Annotated in this window: 17 protein-coding genes, 3 pseudogenes and 1 other annotated feature; of the genes and pseudogenes, 14 read left to right on the top strand and 6 right to left on the bottom strand. The window is 53.2% G+C overall.

Translation table 11 applies throughout. From position 1 onward, the window contains the following. The first annotated feature begins 86 nt into the window (after nucleotides 1–86). Nucleotides 87–2,000, top strand: a complete 1,914-nt coding sequence (sltY, locus tag ACTBDZ_RS03730; protein WP_438814297.1) for a murein transglycosylase — start codon at nucleotides 87–89, stop codon at nucleotides 1,998–2,000. Nucleotides 2,001–2,098: 98 nt separating this feature from the next. Beyond that, nucleotides 2,099–2,428, top strand: coding sequence for a trp operon repressor (trpR, locus tag ACTBDZ_RS03725; protein ID WP_438814293.1), 330 nt, complete (start codon nucleotides 2,099–2,101; stop codon nucleotides 2,426–2,428). Between the two features lie 49 nt (nucleotides 2,429–2,477). Here trpR and yjjX read toward each other — a convergent pair whose 3' ends face one another. Further along, nucleotides 2,478–3,002 carry an inosine/xanthosine triphosphatase gene (gene yjjX, locus ACTBDZ_RS03720; protein ID WP_222158267.1) on the bottom strand — a complete coding sequence of 175 codons (525 nt, stop codon included), beginning with the start codon at nucleotides 3,000–3,002 and terminating at the stop codon, nucleotides 2,478–2,480. 51 nt (nucleotides 3,003–3,053) lie between these two features. Here yjjX and gpmB point away from each other — a divergent pair, with 51 nt between their 5' ends. Further along, nucleotides 3,054–3,701 carry a 2,3-diphosphoglycerate-dependent phosphoglycerate mutase GpmB gene (gene gpmB / locus ACTBDZ_RS03715; RefSeq protein ID WP_438814292.1) on the top strand — a complete coding sequence of 216 codons (648 nt, stop codon included), beginning with the start codon at nucleotides 3,054–3,056 and terminating at the stop codon, nucleotides 3,699–3,701. A 12-nt stretch (nucleotides 3,702–3,713) separates the two neighbouring features. Here gpmB and robA read toward each other — a convergent pair. After that, nucleotides 3,714–4,580: pseudogene (robA, locus tag ACTBDZ_RS03710) on the bottom strand (MDR efflux pump AcrAB transcriptional activator RobA). 208 nt (nucleotides 4,581–4,788) lie between these two features. On the opposite strand from robA, the gene creA reads away from it, so the two are divergent. Then, nucleotides 4,789–5,295, top strand: a complete 507-nt coding sequence (gene creA, locus ACTBDZ_RS03705; protein ID WP_438814291.1) for a protein CreA — start codon at nucleotides 4,789–4,791, stop codon at nucleotides 5,293–5,295. A 60-nt stretch (nucleotides 5,296–5,355) separates the two neighbouring features. On the opposite strand, the gene arcA is transcribed toward creA, so the two are convergent. Further along, entirely contained in the window at nucleotides 5,356–6,072 is a 717-nt protein-coding gene (arcA, locus tag ACTBDZ_RS03700; RefSeq protein WP_438814290.1) for a two-component system response regulator ArcA, read from the bottom strand. 772 nt (nucleotides 6,073–6,844) lie between these two features. Here arcA and ACTBDZ_RS03695 point away from each other — a divergent pair. The 5 genes from ACTBDZ_RS03695 (at nucleotide 6,845) to thrC (ending at nucleotide 12,525) form a co-directional block, all read left to right on the top strand. Then, nucleotides 6,845–7,528, top strand: coding sequence for a tRNA/rRNA methyltransferase (locus ACTBDZ_RS03695; protein WP_438814289.1), 684 nt, complete (start codon nucleotides 6,845–6,847; stop codon nucleotides 7,526–7,528). A 67-nt stretch (nucleotides 7,529–7,595) separates the two neighbouring features. Then, nucleotides 7,596–7,688, top strand: a complete 93-nt coding sequence (gene thrL / locus ACTBDZ_RS03690) for a thr operon leader peptide (RefSeq protein ID WP_264623772.1) — start codon at nucleotides 7,596–7,598, stop codon at nucleotides 7,686–7,688. Next, nucleotides 7,627–7,743, top strand: a sequence feature (Thr leader region). (Overlaps the previous gene by 62 nt.) 97 nt (nucleotides 7,744–7,840) lie before the next feature. Further along, nucleotides 7,841–10,300 carry a bifunctional aspartate kinase/homoserine dehydrogenase I gene (thrA, locus tag ACTBDZ_RS03685; RefSeq protein WP_438814288.1) on the top strand — a complete coding sequence of 820 codons (2,460 nt, stop codon included), beginning with the start codon at nucleotides 7,841–7,843 and terminating at the stop codon, nucleotides 10,298–10,300. 2 nt (nucleotides 10,301–10,302) lie between these two features. Then, nucleotides 10,303–11,232 carry a homoserine kinase gene (gene thrB, locus ACTBDZ_RS03680; RefSeq protein ID WP_438814296.1) on the top strand — a complete coding sequence of 310 codons (930 nt, stop codon included), beginning with the start codon at nucleotides 10,303–10,305 and terminating at the stop codon, nucleotides 11,230–11,232. A gap of 3 nt (nucleotides 11,233–11,235) precedes the next feature. Further along, nucleotides 11,236–12,525, top strand: coding sequence for a threonine synthase (thrC, locus tag ACTBDZ_RS03675; RefSeq protein ID WP_438814287.1), 1,290 nt, complete (start codon nucleotides 11,236–11,238; stop codon nucleotides 12,523–12,525). Between the two features lie 91 nt (nucleotides 12,526–12,616). Here thrC and yaaA read toward each other — a convergent pair whose 3' ends face one another. After that, on the bottom strand, nucleotides 12,617–13,390 hold the full coding sequence (gene yaaA, locus ACTBDZ_RS03670; RefSeq protein ID WP_438814286.1) for a peroxide stress protein YaaA: 774 nt from the start codon (nucleotides 13,388–13,390) through the stop codon (nucleotides 12,617–12,619). 179 nt (nucleotides 13,391–13,569) lie between these two features. On the opposite strand from yaaA, the gene tal reads away from it, so the two are divergent. After that, entirely contained in the window at nucleotides 13,570–14,523 is a 954-nt protein-coding gene (tal, locus tag ACTBDZ_RS03665; protein WP_222158259.1) for a transaldolase, read from the top strand. Nucleotides 14,524–14,727: 204 nt separating this feature from the next. Here the strand turns inward: tal and ACTBDZ_RS03660 are convergent, their stop codons facing one another. After that, nucleotides 14,728–15,819, bottom strand: a complete 1,092-nt coding sequence (locus tag ACTBDZ_RS03660; RefSeq protein WP_438814285.1) for a GGDEF domain-containing protein — start codon at nucleotides 15,817–15,819, stop codon at nucleotides 14,728–14,730. A 232-nt stretch (nucleotides 15,820–16,051) separates the two neighbouring features. Between ACTBDZ_RS03660 and mog the strand changes: the two genes are divergently transcribed. Both mog and ACTBDZ_RS03650 read left to right on the top strand, forming a co-directional pair. Then, nucleotides 16,052–16,639 (top strand): molybdopterin adenylyltransferase, encoded by a 588-nt coding sequence (mog, locus tag ACTBDZ_RS03655; RefSeq protein ID WP_438814284.1) that lies wholly within the window; start codon nucleotides 16,052–16,054, stop codon nucleotides 16,637–16,639. Between the two features lie 127 nt (nucleotides 16,640–16,766). Next, nucleotides 16,767–17,492 (top strand): annotated as a pseudogene (locus ACTBDZ_RS03650) (MFS transporter); the annotation flags it as partial. Here ACTBDZ_RS03650 and ACTBDZ_RS03645 read toward each other — a convergent pair. After that, nucleotides 17,489–17,848, bottom strand: a pseudogene (locus ACTBDZ_RS03645) (acetate uptake transporter); the annotation flags it as partial. The pseudogenes ACTBDZ_RS03650 and ACTBDZ_RS03645 overlap by 4 nt on opposite strands. 523 nt (nucleotides 17,849–18,371) lie before the next feature. Here ACTBDZ_RS03645 and dnaK point away from each other — a divergent pair. Continuing rightward, complete coding sequence (gene dnaK / locus ACTBDZ_RS03640; RefSeq protein ID WP_438814283.1) at nucleotides 18,372–20,279, top strand: molecular chaperone DnaK; 1,908 nt, start codon at nucleotides 18,372–18,374, stop codon at nucleotides 20,277–20,279. Nucleotides 20,280–20,387: 108 nt separating this feature from the next. Then, nucleotides 20,388–21,521, top strand: coding sequence for a molecular chaperone DnaJ (dnaJ, locus tag ACTBDZ_RS03635; RefSeq protein WP_438814282.1), 1,134 nt, complete (start codon nucleotides 20,388–20,390; stop codon nucleotides 21,519–21,521). The last annotated feature ends 293 nt before the right edge of the window (nucleotides 21,522–21,814 follow it).

Here is a 21,814-nt window from a genome sequence, read left to right as displayed (position 1 = left end):
GCAGCATTCTAAGGCGAAATGTATCAGTGATGTGCACATTGCATGTCGATAACCGTTTGGGATGAGGTGGTTGGATGAAGGGTAACATGGGGCGCTGGGCGCGCATTGCCATCCTGTGTCTGGCGGGGGTTACAAGCTCAGCCATGGCGGATACGCTGGATGCTCAACGCCAGCGCTATCAGCAGGTTAAGCAGGCGTGGGACAGTAATCAGATGGATACCGTGCAGGCGTTGATGCCAACCTTGCGCGATTACCCGCTTTATCCTTATCTGGAATACCGCGCGTTAACACAATCGCTGGGGCAGGTGAGCAGCAGCGACGTTAGCGCATTCTCGGCGCGTTATCCAACGTTACCACCTGCGCGTAATCTGAAATCCCTGTTTGTGAATGAACTGGCGCGCCGCGAGGATTGGGCGGGCTTGCTGGCGTTTGCGCCCACCTCACCCAAACCGGTTGCGGCGCACTGTAATCACCTCTATGCCCGCTTCGCAACGGGGCAGCGTCAGGGCGTGTGGGATGAAGCAAAGGCCATCTGGCTGACCGGCCGTTCGCTGCCTACCACTTGCGATAAGCTGTTTGCCGTCTGGGAAGCCGCCGGTGAAAAAACGCCGATCGCCGTACTGGAGCGCATTCGGCTGGCAATGAACGAAGGCAGCACCGGGCTGGTGAACTATCTGGTGAAACAGCTTCCGCCTGATTACCGTACCATCAGCGATGCGTTGATGAAGTTACAGAATGACCCCAAAACCGTAGAGCGCTTCGCACGCAGCGTGGGGCCAACCGATTTTACGCGCAATGCCACGCTGGTCGCCTTCCGCCAACTGGCTCGACAGGATGAAGAGGGGGCCCGTGCGCTCATCAGCGTATTGGAGCGGCTGCAAAAAATGAGCGAAGCCGATAGCCGCGAGATGGAAGAAGCGGTGGCCTGGCGTTGGATGGGAACCGGTGCGACTCCAGAACAGGCCGCCTGGCGTGATGCTGTTACGCAGCGCAGCCAATCCACCAGCCTGATTGAACGCAGGGTACGTATGACGCTCGGAGAGGGGGATAAAGCGGGGCTGCGCTTCTGGCTCGCGAAACTTCCGGCTGAGGCGTTACAGAAAGATGAGTGGCGCTACTGGCAAGCGATGTTGCTGTTAGATAACGGGCAGCGTCAGGATGGGGAAGCCATACTGCGATCGCTGATGCAGGGACGGGGCTTCTACCCGATGGTTGCCGCGCAGAAGCTCGGTATCCCTTATTCGTTGACCATTACCTCGTCCATCCCGGATAAAACCCTGGCGCAACGGCCGGAAATTGCGCGCGTGCGCGAATTGATGTACTGGAACATGGACAATCTGGCGCGTAGCGAATGGGGGGAACTGGTGGCGAACAGCGATAAGCCGCGTCAAGGGGCGTTAGCGCGTTACGCGTTTGATCAAGGCTGGGCTGACCTCAGCGTGCAGGCGACCATTGTGGCTAAGCTGTGGGACAATCTGGAAGAACGTTTCCCTCTGGCATGGCGCGACACCTTCCAGCGAATGACGCAAGGGCGTGCCATTCAACAGAGCTATGCGATGGCGATTGCCCGCCAGGAAAGCGCCTGGAACCCGCAGGCGCGCTCTCCGGTCGGTGCCTCCGGCCTGATGCAACTGATGCCGGCCACCGCGCAGCATACCGCGAAAAAGGGCAACCTGAGCGGCTATGTCAACAGCAGCCAGCTGTTCGATCCCGAAACCAATATTCTGTTGGGCACCACTTATCTGGATGATGTATATCAGACCTTCAATAACAACCGTATCCTTGCCAGTGCAGCCTATAACGCCGGTCCTTCGCGCGTGAATACCTGGCTGAAAAACAGCGCAAGGCGTCTCGATCCGGTTGCCTTTATTGAAAGCATTCCGTTTACCGAAACGCGTGGCTATGTGAAAAACGTGCTGGCCTACGATGCCTTTTATCGCTACTTCCTGCATCAGAATGACAGCGTATTGACGTCAGCAGAGTGGGGACAGCGTTACTAGGTGTTGCGTTACCGATGCGATTTTTCACTCACGATATCGGTGATTTCCCAATGATTATGCTATGCTGCTGTACTCGTTAACGAGTATGGCAGCCCGCTATGACCCCTTTATCACATACCGATCCCGCGCTTTCCGAACACGGCAATGAAGATTGGCTCAAGTTTGTTGAGCTATTGAAGCTCTCCGTGGCGGAAGATCTGCATCACCCTCTGTTGCAACTGTTGTTGACGCCGGACGAACGCACGGCGCTTGCTACGCGTGTGCGCATTATTCAGGAGTTGATGCGAGGAGAGATGAGCCAGCGTGAATTGAAAAACGAATTGGGTGCCGGTATTGCTACCATCACGCGAGGATCTAACAGTTTAAAAGCGGCATCGCCCGCGCTGAAACAGTGGCTGTACGCACAACTGCTGCCTGAGGGCAAATAGGTCTGTGGGATGTCGTAGAGGTTAAGGGGCATCGCGCCCCTTAAACGGGCTAGCTCGGCTGGCTGTAAATGGGGTTGTGGAAGGGTACCAACGCTAACAACAGTGCCTGATAGTAGACGCTGGTGCGCGTCAGTTTACCGTCGGTGAACACCCCAATCGCACCGCCCTGATGTTTAATGTCCTGAATGCCGGTCAAACGTGCCATTTCGTCTCCCAGCTCTCTTCCTTCCTTGATTCCTTGTAATATACTTTCCGGCAGCACCAGGCTGGCGGAGCGTGATTCACCACGCAGATGTGGGTTTTCAATCACCATCCAGGCGAACGTCATGCTCTCTTCAATGCCAGCTTCGACGCCGACCCAGAAATTGGCCTCGGGCCGAACCTGACGGGCGCGCATAACGCGGTTGCGAGCTCCGGTACGCGTTTCGGTGGAACCCAGGGGCTGATGAGAAACGCCGCTGTCGACATCAACACCTTCGATGCGACAGTTTTCTTCGCCAAAGACATCCGTGAATGCGAGTGTAATAGCCTTAATTTTTGCCGGGTTGGTAGTGGCAGCGACAACATGGTACATAACGGTTCATACTCTTTTAGTTAATTTGACGCAGTATAATGGAAAAAAGCGATGTTACAGGTATATCTTGTTCGCCACGGTGAAACGGAATGGAACGTAGCTCGGCGTATTCAGGGACAATCCGACAGCCCGTTGACCGCACAAGGCGAACAGCAGGTCTATCAGGTTGCGAACCGTGTTAAAACGCTAGGCATCACGCATATCTTTACCAGCGATTTAGGGAGGACGCGCCGCACTACCGAGATTATTGCGCAGTCTTACCACCACTGTGAAGTGGTTGAAGACCCTAATTTGCGTGAGCTGAATATGGGAGTGCTGGAAATGCGTGACATAGACACGCTCAGCCCGCAGGAGGAAACCTGGCGCAAGCAACTGGTGGACGGTACGCCGGATGGCCGCATTCCCAAAGGGGAATCCATGGCGGAGATGGCAACGCGTATGCATCAGGTGCTCGATCGCTGTCTGGCGCTGCCGCCTGGCAGTCGTCCGCTGCTGGTCAGTCATGGTATGGCCCTCGGCTGCTTGTTAAGCACCATACTTGGGCTGCCCGCCAGCGCGGAACGTCGTTTGCGGTTGCGTAACTGCTCGCTCCGCATCGATTATCAGCAGAGCCCGTGGTTGGCGTCCGGCTGGGTCGTGGAAACCGCCGGGGATGTTTCTCATCTTGATACCCCGGCATTGGATGAACTCCAGCGTTAACGGTGTGCGCGCTTAGAGACGGATAGGGATCAGGTATTCGCAGCGGATCACTTTCGGTGGTCCGTCTTCTTTCGTCCTATTCGGGGTAAAACGCTCTGCGTCACAGCCATCGCGACGCGTCAGCTCGAAGGTGGGCAGACAGGTATCGTACAGGCTGATAATGAAATCCTGTAGCGCATCCGTGGGGCCTTCATAGACGAACAAGGCATACTCGCCGCCGGGGAGCGTAATCGGCTCGCCGGGGTGAACCCCTTCAGGAACGTGCTCCGGCTCCACCTCAGTGGTATAGAGCACATCATGCTCGTCTTCTTTATCCTTGCTCGGACGGGCGTGGTGCAAGCCATACAGCAAGGGGGGAATGCACTTGGCCTCGCCCAGATACTGCCGCCAGAAGTGCACGCGCATTTCCGTGCGGAAATTACAGATCTGCTCCAGAGAACAGTTGCAGTTTTGCGTGACACCCACAAGTTGCGTATCTGGCAGTGTGACAAATTCGGGCTGCGGCAGCGTAAATTCATCCAGGCGCAAAGGAGGGCGAATACCATAGGTATTCTACTCTTCGGCACGGCGGTAAGAGGCTGGCGTCTGTGCAAACTGCTTTTTAAAAGCGCGGGTGAAGGTTTGCTGTGAATCGAAGCGGTATTGCAGCGCGATATCAAGGATCGGTCTACCGGTCATACACAGTGCCATCGCGGCTTTGGTCAACCGGCGTGCGCGAATATACGCGCCGATGGCGTGCCCAGTGACATCTTTGAACATACGTTGCAGGTGCCATTTGGAGTAGCCGGCTTTTGCTGCCACGTTATCCAGCGACGGTGGCTGGTCAAGATGGTTTTCCAGCCAATTGAGCAGGTCACGTATGATACTGGCTTGATCCATAGAACATCCTCGATAGAACACACAAAGCACGAAGCGCATAGAGATCAGGCATCATAGCAACTTTTTGCTGTTGTCACCGCTTAAGATTTTTGAATAATTTATACAAACAATCAGGTGAAATTTGCATACTTTAGCCCTATATCTAGTAACGGCATCGTCAGAGGGGAAAAAGCCCCTGTAACTTGTTTCCAGACAGAGAGAAATATCGATGAAAAACGCATTAATCATGGGAGCCTGTTTCGCGTTGTTGGGCGTAGCTAGCGTCGCCAGGGCGGAACAGATTGGTTCTGTAGATACGGTTTTCAAACTGCTGGGGCCAGACCATAAAATTGTGGTGGAATCCTTTGATGATCGTGATGTTGCGAACGTGACCTGCTATTTGAGCCGTGCTAAAACCGGCGGTATCAAAGGGGGGTTAGGCTTGGCAGAGGATACCTCCGATGCGGCCATTTCCTGCCAGCAGGTTGGGCCGATTACGCTGTCGGATAAGATAAAGAAAAGTGATGATAGTGGCACGGTGGTGTTCCAAAAGCGCACGTCACTGGTGTTCAAAAAACTTCAGGTGGTTCGTTTCTATGATGAAAAGCGCAACGCCCTGGTCTACCTGACGTACTCCGATCGTTTGGTCGACGGCTCGCCAAAAAACGCCTTGGGCGCGGTGCCGACATTCCCTGGTGCAAGAGCGAGTAGTGTCTTAGGGAATAATCGGTGCTGATATAGAAAAAAGGCCGAAACCAGAGGGTTTTGGCCTTTTTTAGTCACTGGCGGCGCGACGTTAGTCTTCCAGATCGCCGCAGAAACGGTAGCCTTCGCCATGAATGGTCGCGATGATTTCAGGCGTATCGGCAGTGGATTCGAAATGCTTACGGATGCGGCGAATCGTCACGTCCATTGTGCGGTCGTGCGGTTTCAGCTCGCGGCCGGTCATTTTCTTCAACAGCTCGGCACGGGTCTGAATCTTGCCGGGGTTTTCGCAGAAGTGCAGCATCGCACGGAACTCGCTGCGCGGCAGTTTGTACTGCTCACCCGCTGGGCTAATCAGCGAACGGCTGTTGATGTCCAGTTCCCAACCATTGAAGCGGTAGCTTTCTACCAGACGACGCTCTTCGCTCACACCGCCCAAATTCATGGTACGGGACAGCAAATTACGCGCACGGATAGTCAACTCACGTGGGTTAAACGGTTTGGTGATGTAATCATCCGCACCGATTTCCAGGCCGAGGATCTTATCCACTTCGTTATCACGTCCGGTCAGGAACATCAGCGCGACGCTGGCCTGTTCACGCAGTTCGCGTGCCAACAGCAGGCCATTTTTACCGGGCAGATTGATGTCCATGATCACCAGATTGATATCATGTTCGGACAGGATATGGTGCATCTCAGCGCCGTCAGTGGCTTCGTGAACGACATATCCTTCAGCCTCAAAGATGCTCTTGAGGGTGTTGCGAGTTACCAACTCGTCTTCGACAATAAGAATGTGCGGGGTCTGCATGTTTGCTACCTAAAATTGCCAACTAATTATAGAATTCGGAAGTACAGAAGTCGCCATCGGTCTTTTCGTGCCCGTACGCGCGGTGCGAGGTTATAGGGCTCTTACCGGAGCTTGGGGCGCAAAGGACACGCTCACACTCGCAATGTAGACTAAAGTACGCAAATACGTTCCTGGCGCATGCCTGACTTCACCCGATGCGGCACGTTGCTACAGCAACGACATCTCCGCGTATCGGTTGCCTGACGCTGACAAAATTCCGCGTGAATCAGTTGCGCGGGCAGCGCCAGTGCTTTCTACGTGATAACCGGCGATATCAGATGATAATCAGGCTAACTCAACTACGCCTAAAGTGGTGCATAGTTTAACCTTATTAACAGCAACGTAACAGTAAGCGCCGATTTTGATCGCTCACAAATCTACGGTTCCGTTGACATATATCAAATTTCATTGTAGCACGTTAACTATTTTGTGAAAAATACTTATAAGATTGCCAGCTTAAGTCACAATCTGCCTGATTTGGATACGATTCAGCAGCGCAAGCGACCGCAACGAACACGGAACGTCATCTAGCGATGGTCATTATATAATGCATTGATATTAAAGCATATGTAATGATTTTTTGGTTTTTATCCCTTTTTAAGCCTGACCCGCATTTTTTACCGTAAGGTGACGCTCGAATGTTTCATTTATGTTAAATTAAACGACGGCGTGGGGGACGGCGCATACCGGGTATCGCACGTTCGTCAGCCATTTTCTCTTCTTTGGAGGTTTTGTGCAGTTTTTTATTGTGCTGGTCGCGCCAGCTCGCCCAGAGAACGTGGGGGCGGCAGCCAGGGCCATGAAAACCATGGGATTTCATTCACTGCGTATTGTTGACAGTCAGGCGCACCTTGAGCCAGGTGCACGCCGGGTGGCGCACGGGGCCGGTGATATTCTGGATAATGTGACCTGCTACCCTACGCTGGCTGATGCATTGGCCGACGTGGATTTTACCGTCGCGACGACGGCGCGCTCGCGAGCCAGGTTTCACTATTACTGCACGCCGACAGAATTGCTCGGGCTGATGCAGGAGAAACAGCAGTGGGTCGGTTCGGCAGCGCTGGTGTTTGGCCGTGAAGATTCTGGCCTCACCAACGATGAATTGGCGCTGGCAGATATATTGACGGGTGTGCCGATGCAGGCAGATTACCCGTCCCTAAATTTAGGGCAGGCCGTCATGGTCTATTGTTACCAGTTGGCGCAACTGATGCAGGTACAGGCAGAGACTGCCGAAGCCGCTCAAGCTGGGCAATTGGTGGCGCTGCGTCATCGGCTGGAAAAGCTGTTGGTGACGTTGCAGGTAGACGATGGCGAAAAACTGCGTGATTGGCTAATGCAACGCATCGGGCTGTTACAGCAACGCGATACCGCCATGCTGCATACGCTGCTACACGATATTGAGAAGGCACTTAAGTGAGATGAAAAAAAGAAATCCATTGACTTCATGTCGCGATTGCCTTAACTAATAGAGGATAGAAATCGATTTGTTGATCGAGAGTCCTTTACGCATGCGTCAAATCAGCCTGACCACCACCATTATTACCACCACCATTACTACCAGTAACGGTGCGGGCTGACGCGTAGAAAAGAATCTGAAAAAGCCCGCACCTAAACAGTGCGGGCTTTTTTTTACGGCGAAGAGCAGGCTCCGCCGACCCGGGCCGCCAGCAGCGGCAGCCAAAAGCGCACAGCGCGTTTTGGTGACTGAAACTCAGGAGAAGAGATAAAAATGCGAGTGTTGAAATTTGGCGGGACTTCCGTGGCAAATGCGGCGCGTTTTGCGCGCGTTGCCGATATCATCGAGAGCAATGCGCGTCAGGGGCAGGTAGCCACCGTACTGTCTGCCCCTGCGAAAATCACCAACCACCTGGTGGCGATGCTTGATAAAACCGTTGCGGGCCAAGATATTCTGCCGCATATCAACGATGCCGAAACTATCTTTTCTTCTCTGCTAAAAGGGCTGGCGGAATCCCAGCCGGGTTTCCCGTATGAACGCTTGTCCACGCTGGTACAACAAGAGCTGGGTCAACTGAAGCAGGTTCTGCACGGCATTTCACTGCTGGGGCAGTGCCCGGACAGCGTCAACGCCAGTATCATCTGCCGTGGCGAGAAACTCTCCATTGCCATCATGGAAGCGGTATTCCAGGCGCGCGGTTATAAGGTATCGGTTATCGATCCGGTAAAACGCTTGCTGGCGCAGGGGCATTATCTGGAGTCTACCGTGGATATCGCGGAATCCACGCGCCGTATCGCCGAGCAAGGCATTCCTTCCGATCACGTGATTCTGATGGCGGGATTCACGGCGGGTAATGATAAAGGGGAACTGGTGGTACTAGGCCGCAACGGTTCTGACTACTCTGCCACCGTGTTGGCCGCTTGTTTACGCGCCGATTGTTGTGAAATCTGGACTGACGTGGACGGTGTGTATACTTGTGACCCGCGTCAGGTGCCTGATGCGAGACTGCTGAAGTCAATGTCGTATCAGGAAGCGATGGAGCTTTCCTACTTCGGCGCCAAAGTGCTGCACCCCCGCACCATCGCCCCCATCGCCCAGTTCCAAATTCCCTGCCTGATTAAAAATACCGAAAACCCTCAAGCGCCCGGCACACTGATTGGTCTGGATAGTACCGATACCCAATATCCAGTAAAAGGCATCACCAACCTGAACAATATGGCGATGTTTAACGTCTCCGGCCCAGGTATGAAAGGCATGGTGGGGATGGCAGAGCGCGTGTTTGCGGCGATGTCCCGTGCGGGCATCTCGGTGGTGCTGATCACGCAGTCCTCTTCCGAGTACAGTATCAGCTTCTGCGTGTCGCAAAGCGAACTGGCCCGTTCCAAGAAAACGCTGGAAGATGAAGTCTATCTGGAACTGAAAGACGGCGTGCTGGAGCCGCTGGATATCACCGAACGTCTGGCGATCATTTCCGTGGTGGGCGACGGTATGCGCACGCTTCGCGGCCTCTCTGCCCGCCTGTTCTCCGCATTGGCCAGTGCCAATATCAACATCATCGCGATTGCGCAGGGTTCCTCTGAGCGCTCCATCTCTGTGGTGGTGGATAACGACGTGGCGGTGACTGGCGTGCGTGTGGCGCACCAGATGTTGTTTAATACCGATCAGGTGATCGATGTGTTCGTTATCGGCGTAGGCGGCGTAGGCGGCGCCTTGCTGGAGCAGATTCACCGCCAGCAGCCGTGGCTGAAGCAGAAACATATCGATCTGCGCGTCTGTGGTATTGCCAACTCCAAAGCCTTGCTGACCAATATTAACGGCATTGCGCTGGATTCATGGCGTGAAGCGCTGAATGAGGCACGCGAACCCTTTAATCTGGGTCGTCTGATTCGTCTGGTGAAAGAGTACCATCTGCTTAACCCGGTTATCGTGGACTGTACCTCTAATCAGGCGGTGGCCGATCAGTATGCTGACTTCCTGGCCGATGGCTTCCATGTCGTCACGCCAAACAAAAAGGCTAACACCGGTTCCATGAGCTATTACCAGCAACTGCGCAGCGCTGCCGGTAAATCACGCCGTAAGTTCCTGTATGACACCAACGTTGGTGCCGGACTTCCGGTGATTGAAAACCTGCAAAACCTGTTGAATGCCGGGGATGAGTTGCTGCGTTTCACCGGGATCCTCTCGGGGTCGCTCTCCTTTATCTTCGGTAAGCTGGATGAAGGGATGAGCTTGTCGCAGGCGACGTTGCAGGCGAAAGCCAATGGTTACACCGAGCCCGATCCGCGTGACGATCTGTCCGGCATGGATGTGGCGCGCAAGCTGTTGATTCTGGCTCGTGAAGCGGGCTATAAGCTGGAACTGGCCGATATCGATGTGGAGTCGGTGTTGCTGCCGTCCTTTGATGCTTCGGGCAATGTCGATACCTTTATGGCGCGTTTACCAGAGCTGGATGCGCAATTCAGTGAAAAAGTGGCGCAAGCGCGGGAAGCAGGTAAAGTGTTGCGTTATGTCGGCGTGATTGAAGAAGGGCGCTGCAAAGTGCAAATTAGTGCAGTGGGCGGTAACGATCCGCTGTTCAAAGTAAAAGACGGTGAGAATGCGCTGGCGTTCTATAGCCAGTATTACCAGCCATTGCCGCTGGTGCTGCGCGGTTATGGCGCGGGTAATGATGTGACAGCGGCCGGTGTGTTTGCCGATCTGTTGCGCACGCTGTCATGGAAGTCAGGAGTATAATGATGGTTAAAATTTATGCGCCCGCGTCGATCGGCAACGTCAGCGTTGGGTTTGATGTACTGGGCGCGGCGGTTACGCCTGTTGATGGCTCACTGTTGGGCAATTGCGTGACCGTAACGGCCGCTGAGCGCTTCAGCTTACGCAATGAAGGCCGTTTTGTCGGCAAACTGCCGAGTGAACCGAAAGAGAACATTGTCTACCAGTGTTGGGAGCGGTTTTGTCAGGAAGTGGGGAAAACCATTCCTGTCGCTATGACGCTGGAAAAGAACATGCCGATCGGCTCGGGTCTGGGGTCCAGTGCCTGTTCCGTGGTTGCCGGTCTGATGGCGATGAACGAATTTTGTGGCAAACCGCTGGATGATACGCGTTTGCTGGCGCTGATGGGTGAGCTGGAAGGGCGTATTTCTGGCAGCGTGCACTACGATAATGTCGCGCCGTGCTTCCTGGGCGGTATTCAACTGATGATCGAGCAAAACGGCATCATCAGCCAGCCAGTGCCTGCGTTTGACGATTGGCTGTGGGTCATGGCCTATCCGGGGATCAAAGTGTCAACTGCGGAAGCACGTGCCATTCTGCCGGCACAGTATCGCCGTCAGGATTGCATCAGCCATGGCCGTTATCTGGCGGGCTTTATTCACGCTTGTCACACACGTCAGCCTGCGCTGGCGGCGGCGTTGATGCAGGATGTGATCGCCGAGCCGTACCGTACGCGTCTGCTGCCTGGGTTTGCCGAGGCGCGTCAGGCGGCAAATGATATCGGTGCGCTGGCGTGCGGTATCTCCGGTTCAGGGCCGACGCTGTTTTCCGTGTGCGACGATATGGAAAAGGCGCAGCGTCTGGCCAGTTGGCTGCAAGATAACTATTTGCAGAACGATGAAGGGTTTGTTCATATTTGCCGTCTGGACACGACAGGCGCACGTCAATTGGGATAAGGCATGAAACTTTACAACTTAAAAGATCACAATGAGCAGGTCAGCTTCGCGCAGGCGATCAAACAGGGGCTTGGACGCCAGCAAGGGCTGTTCTTCCCGCTGGAACTGCCTGAGTTCAGTTCGACGGAAATCGATGACCTGCTGGAACTGGATCTGGTTACGCGCAGCAGCCGCATTCTTTCTGCCTATCTGGGTGATGAGATTGCGCCGGAAACCGTTTATCAACGCGTTAAAGCGGCATTTACCTTCCCTGCTCCGATTGCCACGGTCTCTGAAGACATTGCCTCTCTGGAGCTGTTCCACGGCCCGACGCTGGCGTTTAAGGATTTTGGCGGGCGCTTTATGGCGCAAATGCTGGCACAGGTCTCCAACGGAGAAAAAGTCACCATTTTGACGGCAACCTCCGGTGATACCGGTGCGGCGGTCGCGCACGCGTTTTACGGTCTGGAGAACGTGCGCGTGGTGATTCTGTATCCACGCGGCAAAATCAGCCCGTTGCAGGAGAAGCTGTTCTGTACGCTGGGTGGCAACATCCATACCATCGCGATCGACAGCGATTTCGATGCGTGTCAGGCGCTGGTGAAGCAGGCGTTTGACGATGAAGAATTGAAACAGGCTATTGGCTTGAACTCAGCCAACTCCATCAATATCAGCCGCTTGCTGGCACAAATCTGCTATTACTTTGAAGCCGTGGCGCAGTTGCCTGCCGCCGCGCGTCAGCAACTGGTGGTGTCGGTGCCGAGTGGCAACTTCGGTGATTTGACCGCCGGTCTGTTGGCAAAATCCCTTGGCTTACCGATCAAGCGCTTTATCGCTGCCACCAATGCCAATGACACCGTGCCGCGTTATCTCAGCAACGGCGAATGGGCTCCCAACCCGACAGTAGCAACGCTGTCTAACGCCATGGATGTCAGCCAGCCGAACAACTGGCCGCGCGTCGAGGAACTGTTCCGTCGTAAAAACTGGGCGCTGCCAACGCTGGGATTTGGTGCGGTGAGTGATGACGTTACCAAAGCGACCATGCATGAACTGGAAGCGCTGGGCTACACCTCCGAACCGCATGCGGCCATTGCTTATCGTCTGCTGCGCGACCAACTTCAGCCAGGCGAGTTCGGCTTGTTCCTGGGGACGGCGCATCCGGCGAAATTCAAAGAGAGCGTAGAAGAGATTCTGGGTAAAACGCTGTATCTGCCGGAAGCGCTGGCGCAGCGTGCGGATCTGGAATTGCTCTCGCACAACTTTGCACCCGATTTCGCGCAACTGCGTCAGTTCCTGATGGCGTTGCCGGAATAACCCCTGTTGTTATAAACGTTGTTGTTATAAGCGTTGTTTTTATAACAGTCGTTGTTCATGGTTCCCCGCGCAGTGCGGGGAACGATAACCTTCACTGCGCGTGGCGTTTAAAGATCAATTCCTGCCTGGTCGCGCCATATTCCGCAAAGAAGTAACCTTCCAGATTGAAATCGTGCAGTTGCTCAACCTGCGTCAGCCGGTTTTTGATAATAAAACGGCTCATCAAACCGCGTGCCTTTTTGGCGTAGAAGCTGATCACCTTGAACGTGCCGTTTTTCTCATCCAGAAACACCGGTTTTATCAGCGTAGCGTTGAGCTTTTTGACATTGACGGATTTGAAGTATTCATCAGACGCCAGGTTGACAAGAATGTCATCCCCCTGCGCCTGTAGTGCCTGATTGAGGGGCTGAGTGATGGTATCGCCCCAGAAATGATAAAGATCTTTGCCAGCCTTGTTCTCCAGCCGCGTGCCCATTTCCAGACGATAGGGTTGCATCAGATCCAACGGGCGTAGTACGCCATACAGCCCGGATAACATGCGCAGATGCTGCTGGGCAAAATCGAAATCCTCCTCGCTGAAATCTTCTGCGGCAATCCCGGTATACACGTCGCCTTTGAAGGCCAACAGGGCCTGGCGTGCATTGTCGGGGGTGAAATGGGGCTGCCATTCACTAAAGCGTACCGCGTTGAGATCCGCCAGTTTGTCACTGATGCCCATCAACGAGGCGATCTGTGCCGGTGTGAGCCGTTTACATTGGGCGATCAGTTCGCTGGCGAGGTCCAGCAACGCGGGCTGTGTGTAACGCTCGGTGGCTAACGGACTGGTGTAATCTAGCGTTTTCGCTGGCGAAATGGTGATCAACATGGCATGGCTCCCCTGTTTTTATTGCAAGTACTGTAGCAAAAAACACGGAAAAAAGGGGCGATGGCTGTAACAGGAAAAGGCTGTCTTGCACGGAGGGCGGTGCGTGTTATTATCGAAACATAAACGATCAGTAAGAAACACAAGGCGACGTTCATATACCCACAACGAGATATGCCAACATGACGGATAAACTGACTTCCTTACGCCAATTGACCACGGTCGTGGCTGATACCGGTGATATCGCCGCGATGAAGCTCTACAAACCGCAGGATGCTACCACCAACCCTTCCCTGATTCTGAACGCGGCGCAAATTCCTGAATACCGCTCTTTGATTGAAGATGCGGTGAAATGGGCGCGTGAGCAGAGCAGCAAACGGGAACAGCAGCTTGTCGATGCCACGGACAAACTGGCCGTCAATATTGGTCTGGAAATCCTGAAACTGATCCCTGGACGTATCTCCACGGAAGTGGATGCTCGCCTCTCTTATGATACTGAAGCGAGCGTTGCCAAAGCCAAGCATCTGATCAAACTCTATAACGATGCGGGCATCAGTAACGATCGCATTCTGATCAAGCTGGCTTCAACCTGGCAGGGCATCCGTGCCGCCGAGCAGTTGGAAAAAGAAGGCATCAACTGTAACCTGACACTGCTGTTCTCTTTTGCACAAGCGCGTGCCTGTGCGGAAGCGGGTGTCTTCCTGATCTCTCCGTTTGTGGGCCGTATTCTGGACTGGTACAAAGCCAACACGGATAAGAAAGAGTATGCACCGCAGGAAGATCCGGGCGTTATCTCCGTTACTGAAATCTACGAGTACTACAAAGCGCACGGTTATGAAACCGTGGTGATGGGGGCCAGCTTCCGTAACAGCGGCGAAATTCTTGAGCTGGCGGGCTGTGATCGCCTGACCATTGCGCCAGCATTGCTGAAAGAATTGTCAGAATCCACCGGCGATGTGCCGCGTAAACTGGCTTACAGCGGTGAGATCAAAGCGCGTCCTGCGAAAATGACTGAAGCCGAGTTCTACTGGCAACACAATCAGGACCCGATGGCCGTTGATAAACTGGCAGACGGTATCCGTAAGTTTGCTATCGATCAGGGCAAACTGGAAAAAATGATTGAAGATCTGCTGTAATCAACGCAGAAGGCCGGGTTTTCTCTGGGGGAGCCTTTCCCCTTCGTCATCCTCGGCGAAAGCCGGGGATCTCTGCCAGAAGAAACGCGTGTAATCTGTAGGAGATTCCCGCCTGCGCGGGAATGACGGTGAGAGTAGGTCAGTTTGTCAGTAACCTCAAAAGCCGGGTTTCTCCGGCCTTTTTGTTGTTGCCGTTTGGTCCGGCTATAGCGCAACGCGGTTACGCTCACGTTTCGCCAGATAAAGTTTCTCATCGGCACGCTTCATCACCTGGGTAAGATCTTCTTGCGCGATGTGATATTCCACCAAACCGATACTGACGGAGAGCTTCATCTTCTGGCCCGAAGACGAGGCGCTGGTAGCGTTGCTCACGGCCACTCTTGCGCGTTCAGCGACCCAGTAAGCGTCATCCAGCGCGATATTGGGCAGAACGATGGCGAATTCATCGCCGCCCAAACGGCCGAAGATTTCCTCTTTGCGAAACGAGTTTTTCAGGATGGCGGCTACGGTTTTCAGCGCGTCATCGCCGCCGTCATGACCCAGAGTGTCATTCACATTTTTAAAATGATCGATATCGATCAGGATGACGCAGGTGGGTCGCCGGGTCACATTGGCGATTTGCAGCACCTTGTTGACCGCATGGTAAAAGGCATCGCGGCGCAGGTAGCCCGTCAAATCGTCGTAGCGGGCGGTGGTGGGCAGCTCAATCAGGTATTTTTTGGCAAACAGAGAGAGCACGCTGCCCAGCATGGCAGCGAGTAACGCCATAAATGCGGCAATGAGCAGAGACGAGAACGATCTTACGGTCTTATAGAGCGTCGGTTCACTCAATACGCCGGTGGTGCGGATGATAACGCCGTGCAGCTCGTCCAGCGGCGACATCAGCGGAAAAATGGTGGTGTAGGTTCCTTTGCCCGCATATTGCCCCATCGCGGGCAGCTTGTCTTTGCACAAGCGCAGGATGGTCATGTCATTGAAGGTCAAATCCAATTGTGACAGGTGGGTGATGCATTCCGACTGTGTGTCGCGCGTGTTGAAGCCCAGCGTCCTGACGCGCACTTGGGTAAAATCGCCGGTCAAAAAACGAATGTCACTGTCTTTGACTTCACCGCCGGTGTTATAGGATTGATAAATATTAATAATGCTATCAAGGTTATGTCGCTGAGTATCCCACTCAGCCTGACGATCGTGATAGATGACGAACAGGGCGGCAGAAAAAACCACGGAACCAAAGAAGAAGAACGCAGATACCGGATGAGAGATGAGTTTGAGTAATTGATATTTCAGACCGGCCATGAACGTTTCCTTGGTACTCGCGCGTACAGCTGCCGCCAGCAATGCGCTAACATACTCAGTGTCGGCGCTAAGTGGCCGTGACTTTAAATATAAACGCAAACTTTTTCCTTTGGCGGCATAAAAACCCGCTTATCTCACATTATTGCTGATAACCTAGTGCCTTAAACGATGTGCTGCTCTCATGCATGAAAAAGATTGTTAAAATCAGATTTTAACTGACAGAGATGTTGCTATGAATGAATTGCGAATTGGCCTGTTATCCATCTCCGACCGAGCCTCAAGCGGGATATATCAGGATAAAGGCATCCCTGCATTACAGGAGTGGCTTGCCGCTGCGCTGACCACTCCCTTTGAGGTGGAATCCCGCCTGATTCCCGATGAGCAGCCGTTAATTGAGCAGGCTTTGTGTGAGTTGGTGGATGAGCGTCAGTGTCATCTGGTGCTGACAACCGGCGGTACGGGACCGGCGCGGCGCGATGTCACGCCGGATGCCACGCTGGCGGTGGCCGATCGAGAAATGCCGGGTTTCGGCGAGCAGATGCGCCAGATCAGCCTGCGTTTTGTGCCTACGGCGATTTTATCGCGTCAGGTGGGGGTTATTCGTAAACAGGCATTAATCCTGAACCTGCCGGGTCAGCCCAAATCCATCAAAGAGACGCTGGAAGGGCTGAAAGATGATGCGGGAAACGTGGTGGTGCCAGGGATTTTTGCCAGTGTACCGTATTGTATACAGTTGCTGGAAGGACCTTATGTCGAAACTGAGCCGCATGTAGTAGCAGCATTTCGCCCAAAGAGTACGATTCGCGACACAAAAAGCTAAAATTTTGCCATTTTAAACATAAGCTACAGCTTCTCTGGAGTGTAAAAATTTAGCCGTTATAGTAATCTTAGCTTTACACAAAGACGGTAAATTATTTTTCTCTCACTCTGGCCTTATTCGGTAACTTATGAACGGTGATAACACTCCATCACAATCATTTTCATCACAACAATCGTCAGCACAGCCCTTGCCACACAAACAGCGCCAACTGAACGGACAGGATTACAAAACGCTCTCCCTGGCGGCGCTGGGTGGTGCGTTGGAGTTTTACGATTTCATCATTTTCGTATTTTTCGCTGCGGTGATTGGCGAGCTGTTCTTCCCGCCTGATATTCCTGAGTGGCTGCGCCAGTTGCAAACCTTCGGCATCTTTGCCGCAGGCTATCTGGCCCGCCCGTTGGGGGGCATCATCATGGCCCACTTTGGCGATCTGGTTGGACGTAAAAAGATGTTCAGCCTGAGCATCTTCCTGATGGCGGTGCCTACGCTCGCCATGGGAATGTTGCCGACCTATGAAAGTATGGGGATTGCTGCGCCAGTATTGCTGCTGTTGATGCGTATTTTACAAGGCGCTGCGATTGGCGGTGAAGTGCCGGGAGCCTGGGTGTTTGTCTCTGAGCACGTGTCGCGTTCTCGCATTGGGCTGGCGTGTGGCATTCTGACGGCGGGGCTGACGCTCGGTATTCTGCTCGGTTCTGCGATTGCGACACTGCTCAATAGCACATTAACGCCGCAGCAGATTGTCGGCGGCGGCTGGCGTATTCCGTTCTTCCTCGGCGGTATCTTTGGTTTCTTTGCCATGTATTTGCGTCGCTGGTTGCAAGAGACACCGGTGTTTATGGAAATGCAGGCGCACAGCGTGCCGAAGAACATAAACAGGGTGAAAACGCCCCACAGGCCCAGAAACACCCCGAGGAACTGTGCGTCACTGGCTTCTGCCAGGCCCATTTTCGGCAGCATCAAAATGCCGACCAGCGTCAGCCAGAATGCGCCGTAAGAGGTGAATGCGGTCACGCCAAAGGTGTTTCCTTTCTTGTATTCCAACAGCCCTGCGATGATCTGAGCGATGCCGCCGTAGAAAATCCCCATGCTGAGAATAATAGAAGAAAGAGGGAAAAAGCCTGCGTTATGCAGATTAAGAAGAATGGTGGTCATCCCGAAGCCCATCAGTCCTAACGGACCGGGATTCGCCAGCGAGTTCGTTTGCATAAATCCTCAGAATACAATAGTGGAGTTGTGTAGCTTGCTCGATGCCGCGTTCTGTCGGTGTTTCCTGATCTCTGGCGAGCTGTCCTTGCTCGTCGTCCCGATAGACCTTTGCTATTTAACTGTGAAAGCGCTGTAACAGTAAAAACAACGCAACGGTGAAATTTTCAAAAAAAATTTTAATTGCGGCGCGGCATAATAGCGGGACGATTGCGCGGATACAACAAGGCGCAAGAGGAATAGTTTGATCATAAAGGGGATCGCCTGCATTTTTTTTCGCTCCCCCCCTTGAGGAGTAAATTGTTGTCCCCATCTTATTTCCAACCGAAACGGTTTAACCTCTTGTAACGGGATGTGCTGGGCAGAGTGAATTTGCCTGGAACATCAAAGAACACCGTGTGGATGAGGAGACCTCGTGAGGGCAAAAATTGAATAATTGCACCTTGTTGAGTTGAAAATCCCCTTTTCGCCCGCATAGTAGGTTGAACGACCACACCGAATACGACTTTTTAGTGGAGATGTTTAGATGGGTAAGATTATTGGTATCGACCTGGGTACAACTAACTCTTGTGTAGCGATTATGGACGGTACGCAGGTTAAAGTACTGGAAAACAGCGAGGGCGATCGCACAACGCCTTCTATTATTGCTTATACGCAAGATGGTGAAATTCTGGTTGGCCAGCCCGCTAAACGTCAGGCTGTGACTAACCCGAAAAACACCCTGTTTGCTATCAAGCGTCTGATTGGCCGTCGCTTCAAAGATGAAGAAGTGCAGCGTGATACCAACATCATGCCGTACAACATCGTTGCAGCAGATAACGGTGACGCCTGGCTGGAAGTGAAAGATCAGAAAATGGCACCGCCGCAGATCTCTGCTGAAGTGCTGAAAAAAATGAAGAAAACGGCAGAAGACTACCTCGGTGAAACCATCACTGAAGCGGTTATCACCGTGCCGGCGTATTTTAACGATGCGCAACGTCAGGCCACCAAAGATGCTGGCCGCATCGCGGGTCTGGAAGTAAAACGTATCATCAACGAACCGACAGCGGCTGCGCTGGCCTACGGTCTTGATAAAGAAGTTGGCAACCGCACCATTGCGGTTTACGACCTGGGCGGCGGTACGTTTGATATTTCCATCATCGAAATCGATGAAGTTGACGGCGAAAAAACCTTTGAAGTACTGGCAACCAACGGTGATACCCACCTGGGTGGCGAAGACTTCGACAGCCGTATGATCAACTATCTGGTTGACGAGTTTAAGAAAGAGCAAGGCTTCGACCTGCGCAACGATCCGTTGGCGATGCAGCGTCTGAAAGAAGCAGCAGAAAAAGCCAAAATTGAACTTTCCTCTGCGCAACAGACCGACGTTAACCTGCCGTACATCACGGCGGATGCTACCGGTCCGAAACACCTGAACATCAAAGTGACTCGCGCCAAGTTGGAGTCGCTGGTAGAAGAACTGGTGACCTGTTCACTGGAGCCGCTGAAAGTTGCATTACAGGATGCCGGGCTGTCCGTTTCTGACGTGCAGGACGTGATTCTGGTGGGTGGTCAAACCCGTATGCCGCTGGTACAGAAGAAAGTGGCTGACTTCTTTGGCAAAGAACCGCGTAAAGACGTTAACCCGGATGAAGCTGTGGCGATCGGTGCTGCGGTGCAGGGCGGTGTGTTGGCCGGTGACGTTAAAGACGTGTTGTTGCTGGACGTTACCCCGCTGTCTCTGGGTATCGAAACCATGGGTGGCGTAATGACGCCGCTGATTACCAAGAACACCACCATCCCGACCAAACACAGCCAGGTGTTCTCTACGGCGGAAGATAACCAGTCCGCAGTAACCATCCATGTGTTGCAGGGTGAACGTAAACGTGCGCACGACAACAAATCGCTGGGTCAGTTTAACCTGGATGGTATTCAGAACGCACCGCGCGGTATGCCGCAGATCGAAGTGACCTTTGACATCGACGCTGACGGTATCCTGCATGTTTCTGCTAAAGACAAAAACAGCGGCCGCGAGCAGAACATCACCATCAAAGCCTCTTCTGGCTTGAATGAAGATGAAATCCAGAAGATGGTGCGCGATGCAGAAGCGAATGCGGAAGCTGACCGTAAGTTTGAAGAGCTGGTACAGGCGCGTAATCAGAGCGATCACCTGTTGCACAGCACCCGTAAACAGCTGGAAGAGTCTGGCGACAAGCTGGCTGCTAACGATAAAACGGCGATTGAAGATGCCCTGAAAGCGCTGGAAGGCGTATTTAAAGGCGAAGATAAAGCGGAGATCGAAGCGAAGATCCAAACGTTGATCGAAGCGTCTGCCAAACTACTGGAAGCATCGCAACAGCAGGCACAAGCGGGCGCAGGCAATGCAGATGATGCAGCGCGTAAAGAAGACGACGTTGTAGACGCTGAATTCGAAGAAGTGAAAGACAAAAAATAATCGCCCTTAGGCGGGCGCAACAACGGTGATAAGCCGTTGCTGGCAAACCAGGCACGGGCGTCGAGGAAACTCTGCGCCCGTGCACGCATGTTGAGGGCAGGAAAAAACATGGCGAAGCAAGATTATTACGAAGCGCTAGGCGTTGCCAAAGACGCCGATGAGCGGGAGATCAAAAAGGCCTACAAGCGCCTGGCGATGAAGTTTCACCCGGACCGTAATCCCGGTGATAAAGAGGCTGAAGCAAAATTCAAAGAGATCAAAGAAGCCTATGAAATTCTGACGGATGCGCAGAAACGGGCGGCTTACGATCAATACGGCCACGCCGCGTTCGAACAAGGCGGTATGGGCGGTGGCGGGGCTGGCGGTTTCGGCGGCGCAGATTTTGGCGATATCTTTGGCGACGTATTCGGCGATATTTTCGGCGGTGGACGTCGTCAACGTGCCAGCCACGGTGCCGATTTACGCTATAACATGGAGTTGACGCTGGAAGACGCGGTTCGTGGCGTCACCAAAGAGATCCGCATTCCGACGCTTGAAGAGTGCGACTCCTGTCATGGTAGCGGTGCAAAACCGGGCAGTTCGCCGGTAACCTGCCCAACGTGTCATGGCAATGGCCAGGTGCAGATGCGTCAAGGGTTCTTTACCGTTCAGCAAACCTGTCCGCACTGTCATGGTCGTGGCAAGATCATCAAAGATCCTTGCAACAAGTGTCATGGTCATGGTCGCGTTGAAACCAGCAAAACGCTGTCGGTGAAAATCCCAGCGGGCGTGGACACGGGCGATCGTATCCGTTTGTCCGGCGAAGGTGAGGCCGGGGAGCACGGTGCACCTGCGGGCGATCTGTACGTTCAGGTGCAGGTAAAACCGCATCCTATCTTCCAGCGTGAAGAGAACAATCTCTATTGCGAAGTTCCCATCAATTTTGCGATGGCAGCCATGGGCGGTGAGATTGAAGTGCCGACACTGGATGGCCGCGTGAAATTGAAGCTGCCTGCGGAAACGCAAACCGGAAAATTGTTCCGCATGCGTGGCAAAGGTGTGAAATCGGTACGCGGCGGTGCGCAGGGAGATCTGCTGTGCCGCGTGGTGGTTGAAACGCCGGTTAATCTTAATGAGCGCCAGAAGCAACTGCTGAAAGAGCTGGAAGAGAGCTTCGGTGGACCTTCCGGAGAGAGAAACAGCCCTCGCTCTAAAAGCTTCTTTGATGGCGTGAAGAAGTTTTTCGATGACCTGACCCGCTAGCATTGCAGGTTCAGACAAAAAAACCGGTGATGTATCACCGGTTTTTTTATGCCCACCGTTTCCATCAATATGGCCCTCATCGGTTAAATATATATCCCCATGCTTGCTAATGACTTCTTTGAACCGATATCATTGGACTTTATAGGGAAATAATTAGGGATAAAAATGAAACCGTCATTCCGCACCTGATTTTTCTTTTTTCGGGACTTGACGGTATTCTGAAGTTCTGAATTTATTACTGCTTTTTGCAGACCAATCAGCATGAGTACTCCCCACGTTACCATCCGTAACCT

Source organism: Symbiopectobacterium sp. (assembly GCF_051710365.1).
Classification (GTDB): Bacteria; Pseudomonadota; Gammaproteobacteria; order Enterobacterales; family Enterobacteriaceae; genus Symbiopectobacterium.
Note: the sequence above shows the minus strand (reverse complement) of the source record. Positions and strands in the feature narration are given on the sequence as shown.

What these genes read in the sequence shown, in the direction of transcription:
- yjjX (WP_222158267.1), bottom strand. Translation starts at nt 3,002, where the DNA reads ATGTACCATGTTGTCGCTGCCACTACCAACCCGGCAAAAATTAAGGCT.
- yaaA (WP_438814286.1), bottom strand. Translation starts at nt 13,390, where the DNA reads ATGTTGATCACCATTTCGCCAGCGAAAACGCTAGATTACACCAGTCCG.
- arcA (WP_438814290.1), bottom strand. Translation starts at nt 6,072, where the DNA reads ATGCAGACCCCGCACATTCTTATTGTCGAAGACGAGTTGGTAACTCGC.
- dnaJ (WP_438814282.1), top strand. Translation starts at nt 20,388, where the DNA reads ATGGCGAAGCAAGATTATTACGAAGCGCTAGGCGTTGCCAAAGACGCC.
- creA (WP_438814291.1), top strand. Translation starts at nt 4,789, where the DNA reads ATGAAAAACGCATTAATCATGGGAGCCTGTTTCGCGTTGTTGGGCGTA.
- thrC (WP_438814287.1), top strand. Translation starts at nt 11,236, where the DNA reads ATGAAACTTTACAACTTAAAAGATCACAATGAGCAGGTCAGCTTCGCG.
- gpmB (WP_438814292.1), top strand. Translation starts at nt 3,054, where the DNA reads ATGTTACAGGTATATCTTGTTCGCCACGGTGAAACGGAATGGAACGTA.
- dnaK (WP_438814283.1), top strand. Translation starts at nt 18,372, where the DNA reads ATGGGTAAGATTATTGGTATCGACCTGGGTACAACTAACTCTTGTGTA.
- trpR (WP_438814293.1), top strand. Translation starts at nt 2,099, where the DNA reads ATGACCCCTTTATCACATACCGATCCCGCGCTTTCCGAACACGGCAAT.
- tal (WP_222158259.1), top strand. Translation starts at nt 13,570, where the DNA reads ATGACGGATAAACTGACTTCCTTACGCCAATTGACCACGGTCGTGGCT.
- thrB (WP_438814296.1), top strand. Translation starts at nt 10,303, where the DNA reads ATGGTTAAAATTTATGCGCCCGCGTCGATCGGCAACGTCAGCGTTGGG.
- ACTBDZ_RS03660 (WP_438814285.1), bottom strand. Translation starts at nt 15,819, where the DNA reads ATGGCCGGTCTGAAATATCAATTACTCAAACTCATCTCTCATCCGGTA.
- thrA (WP_438814288.1), top strand. Translation starts at nt 7,841, where the DNA reads ATGCGAGTGTTGAAATTTGGCGGGACTTCCGTGGCAAATGCGGCGCGT.
- sltY (WP_438814297.1), top strand. Translation starts at nt 87, where the DNA reads ATGGGGCGCTGGGCGCGCATTGCCATCCTGTGTCTGGCGGGGGTTACA.
- mog (WP_438814284.1), top strand. Translation starts at nt 16,052, where the DNA reads ATGAATGAATTGCGAATTGGCCTGTTATCCATCTCCGACCGAGCCTCA.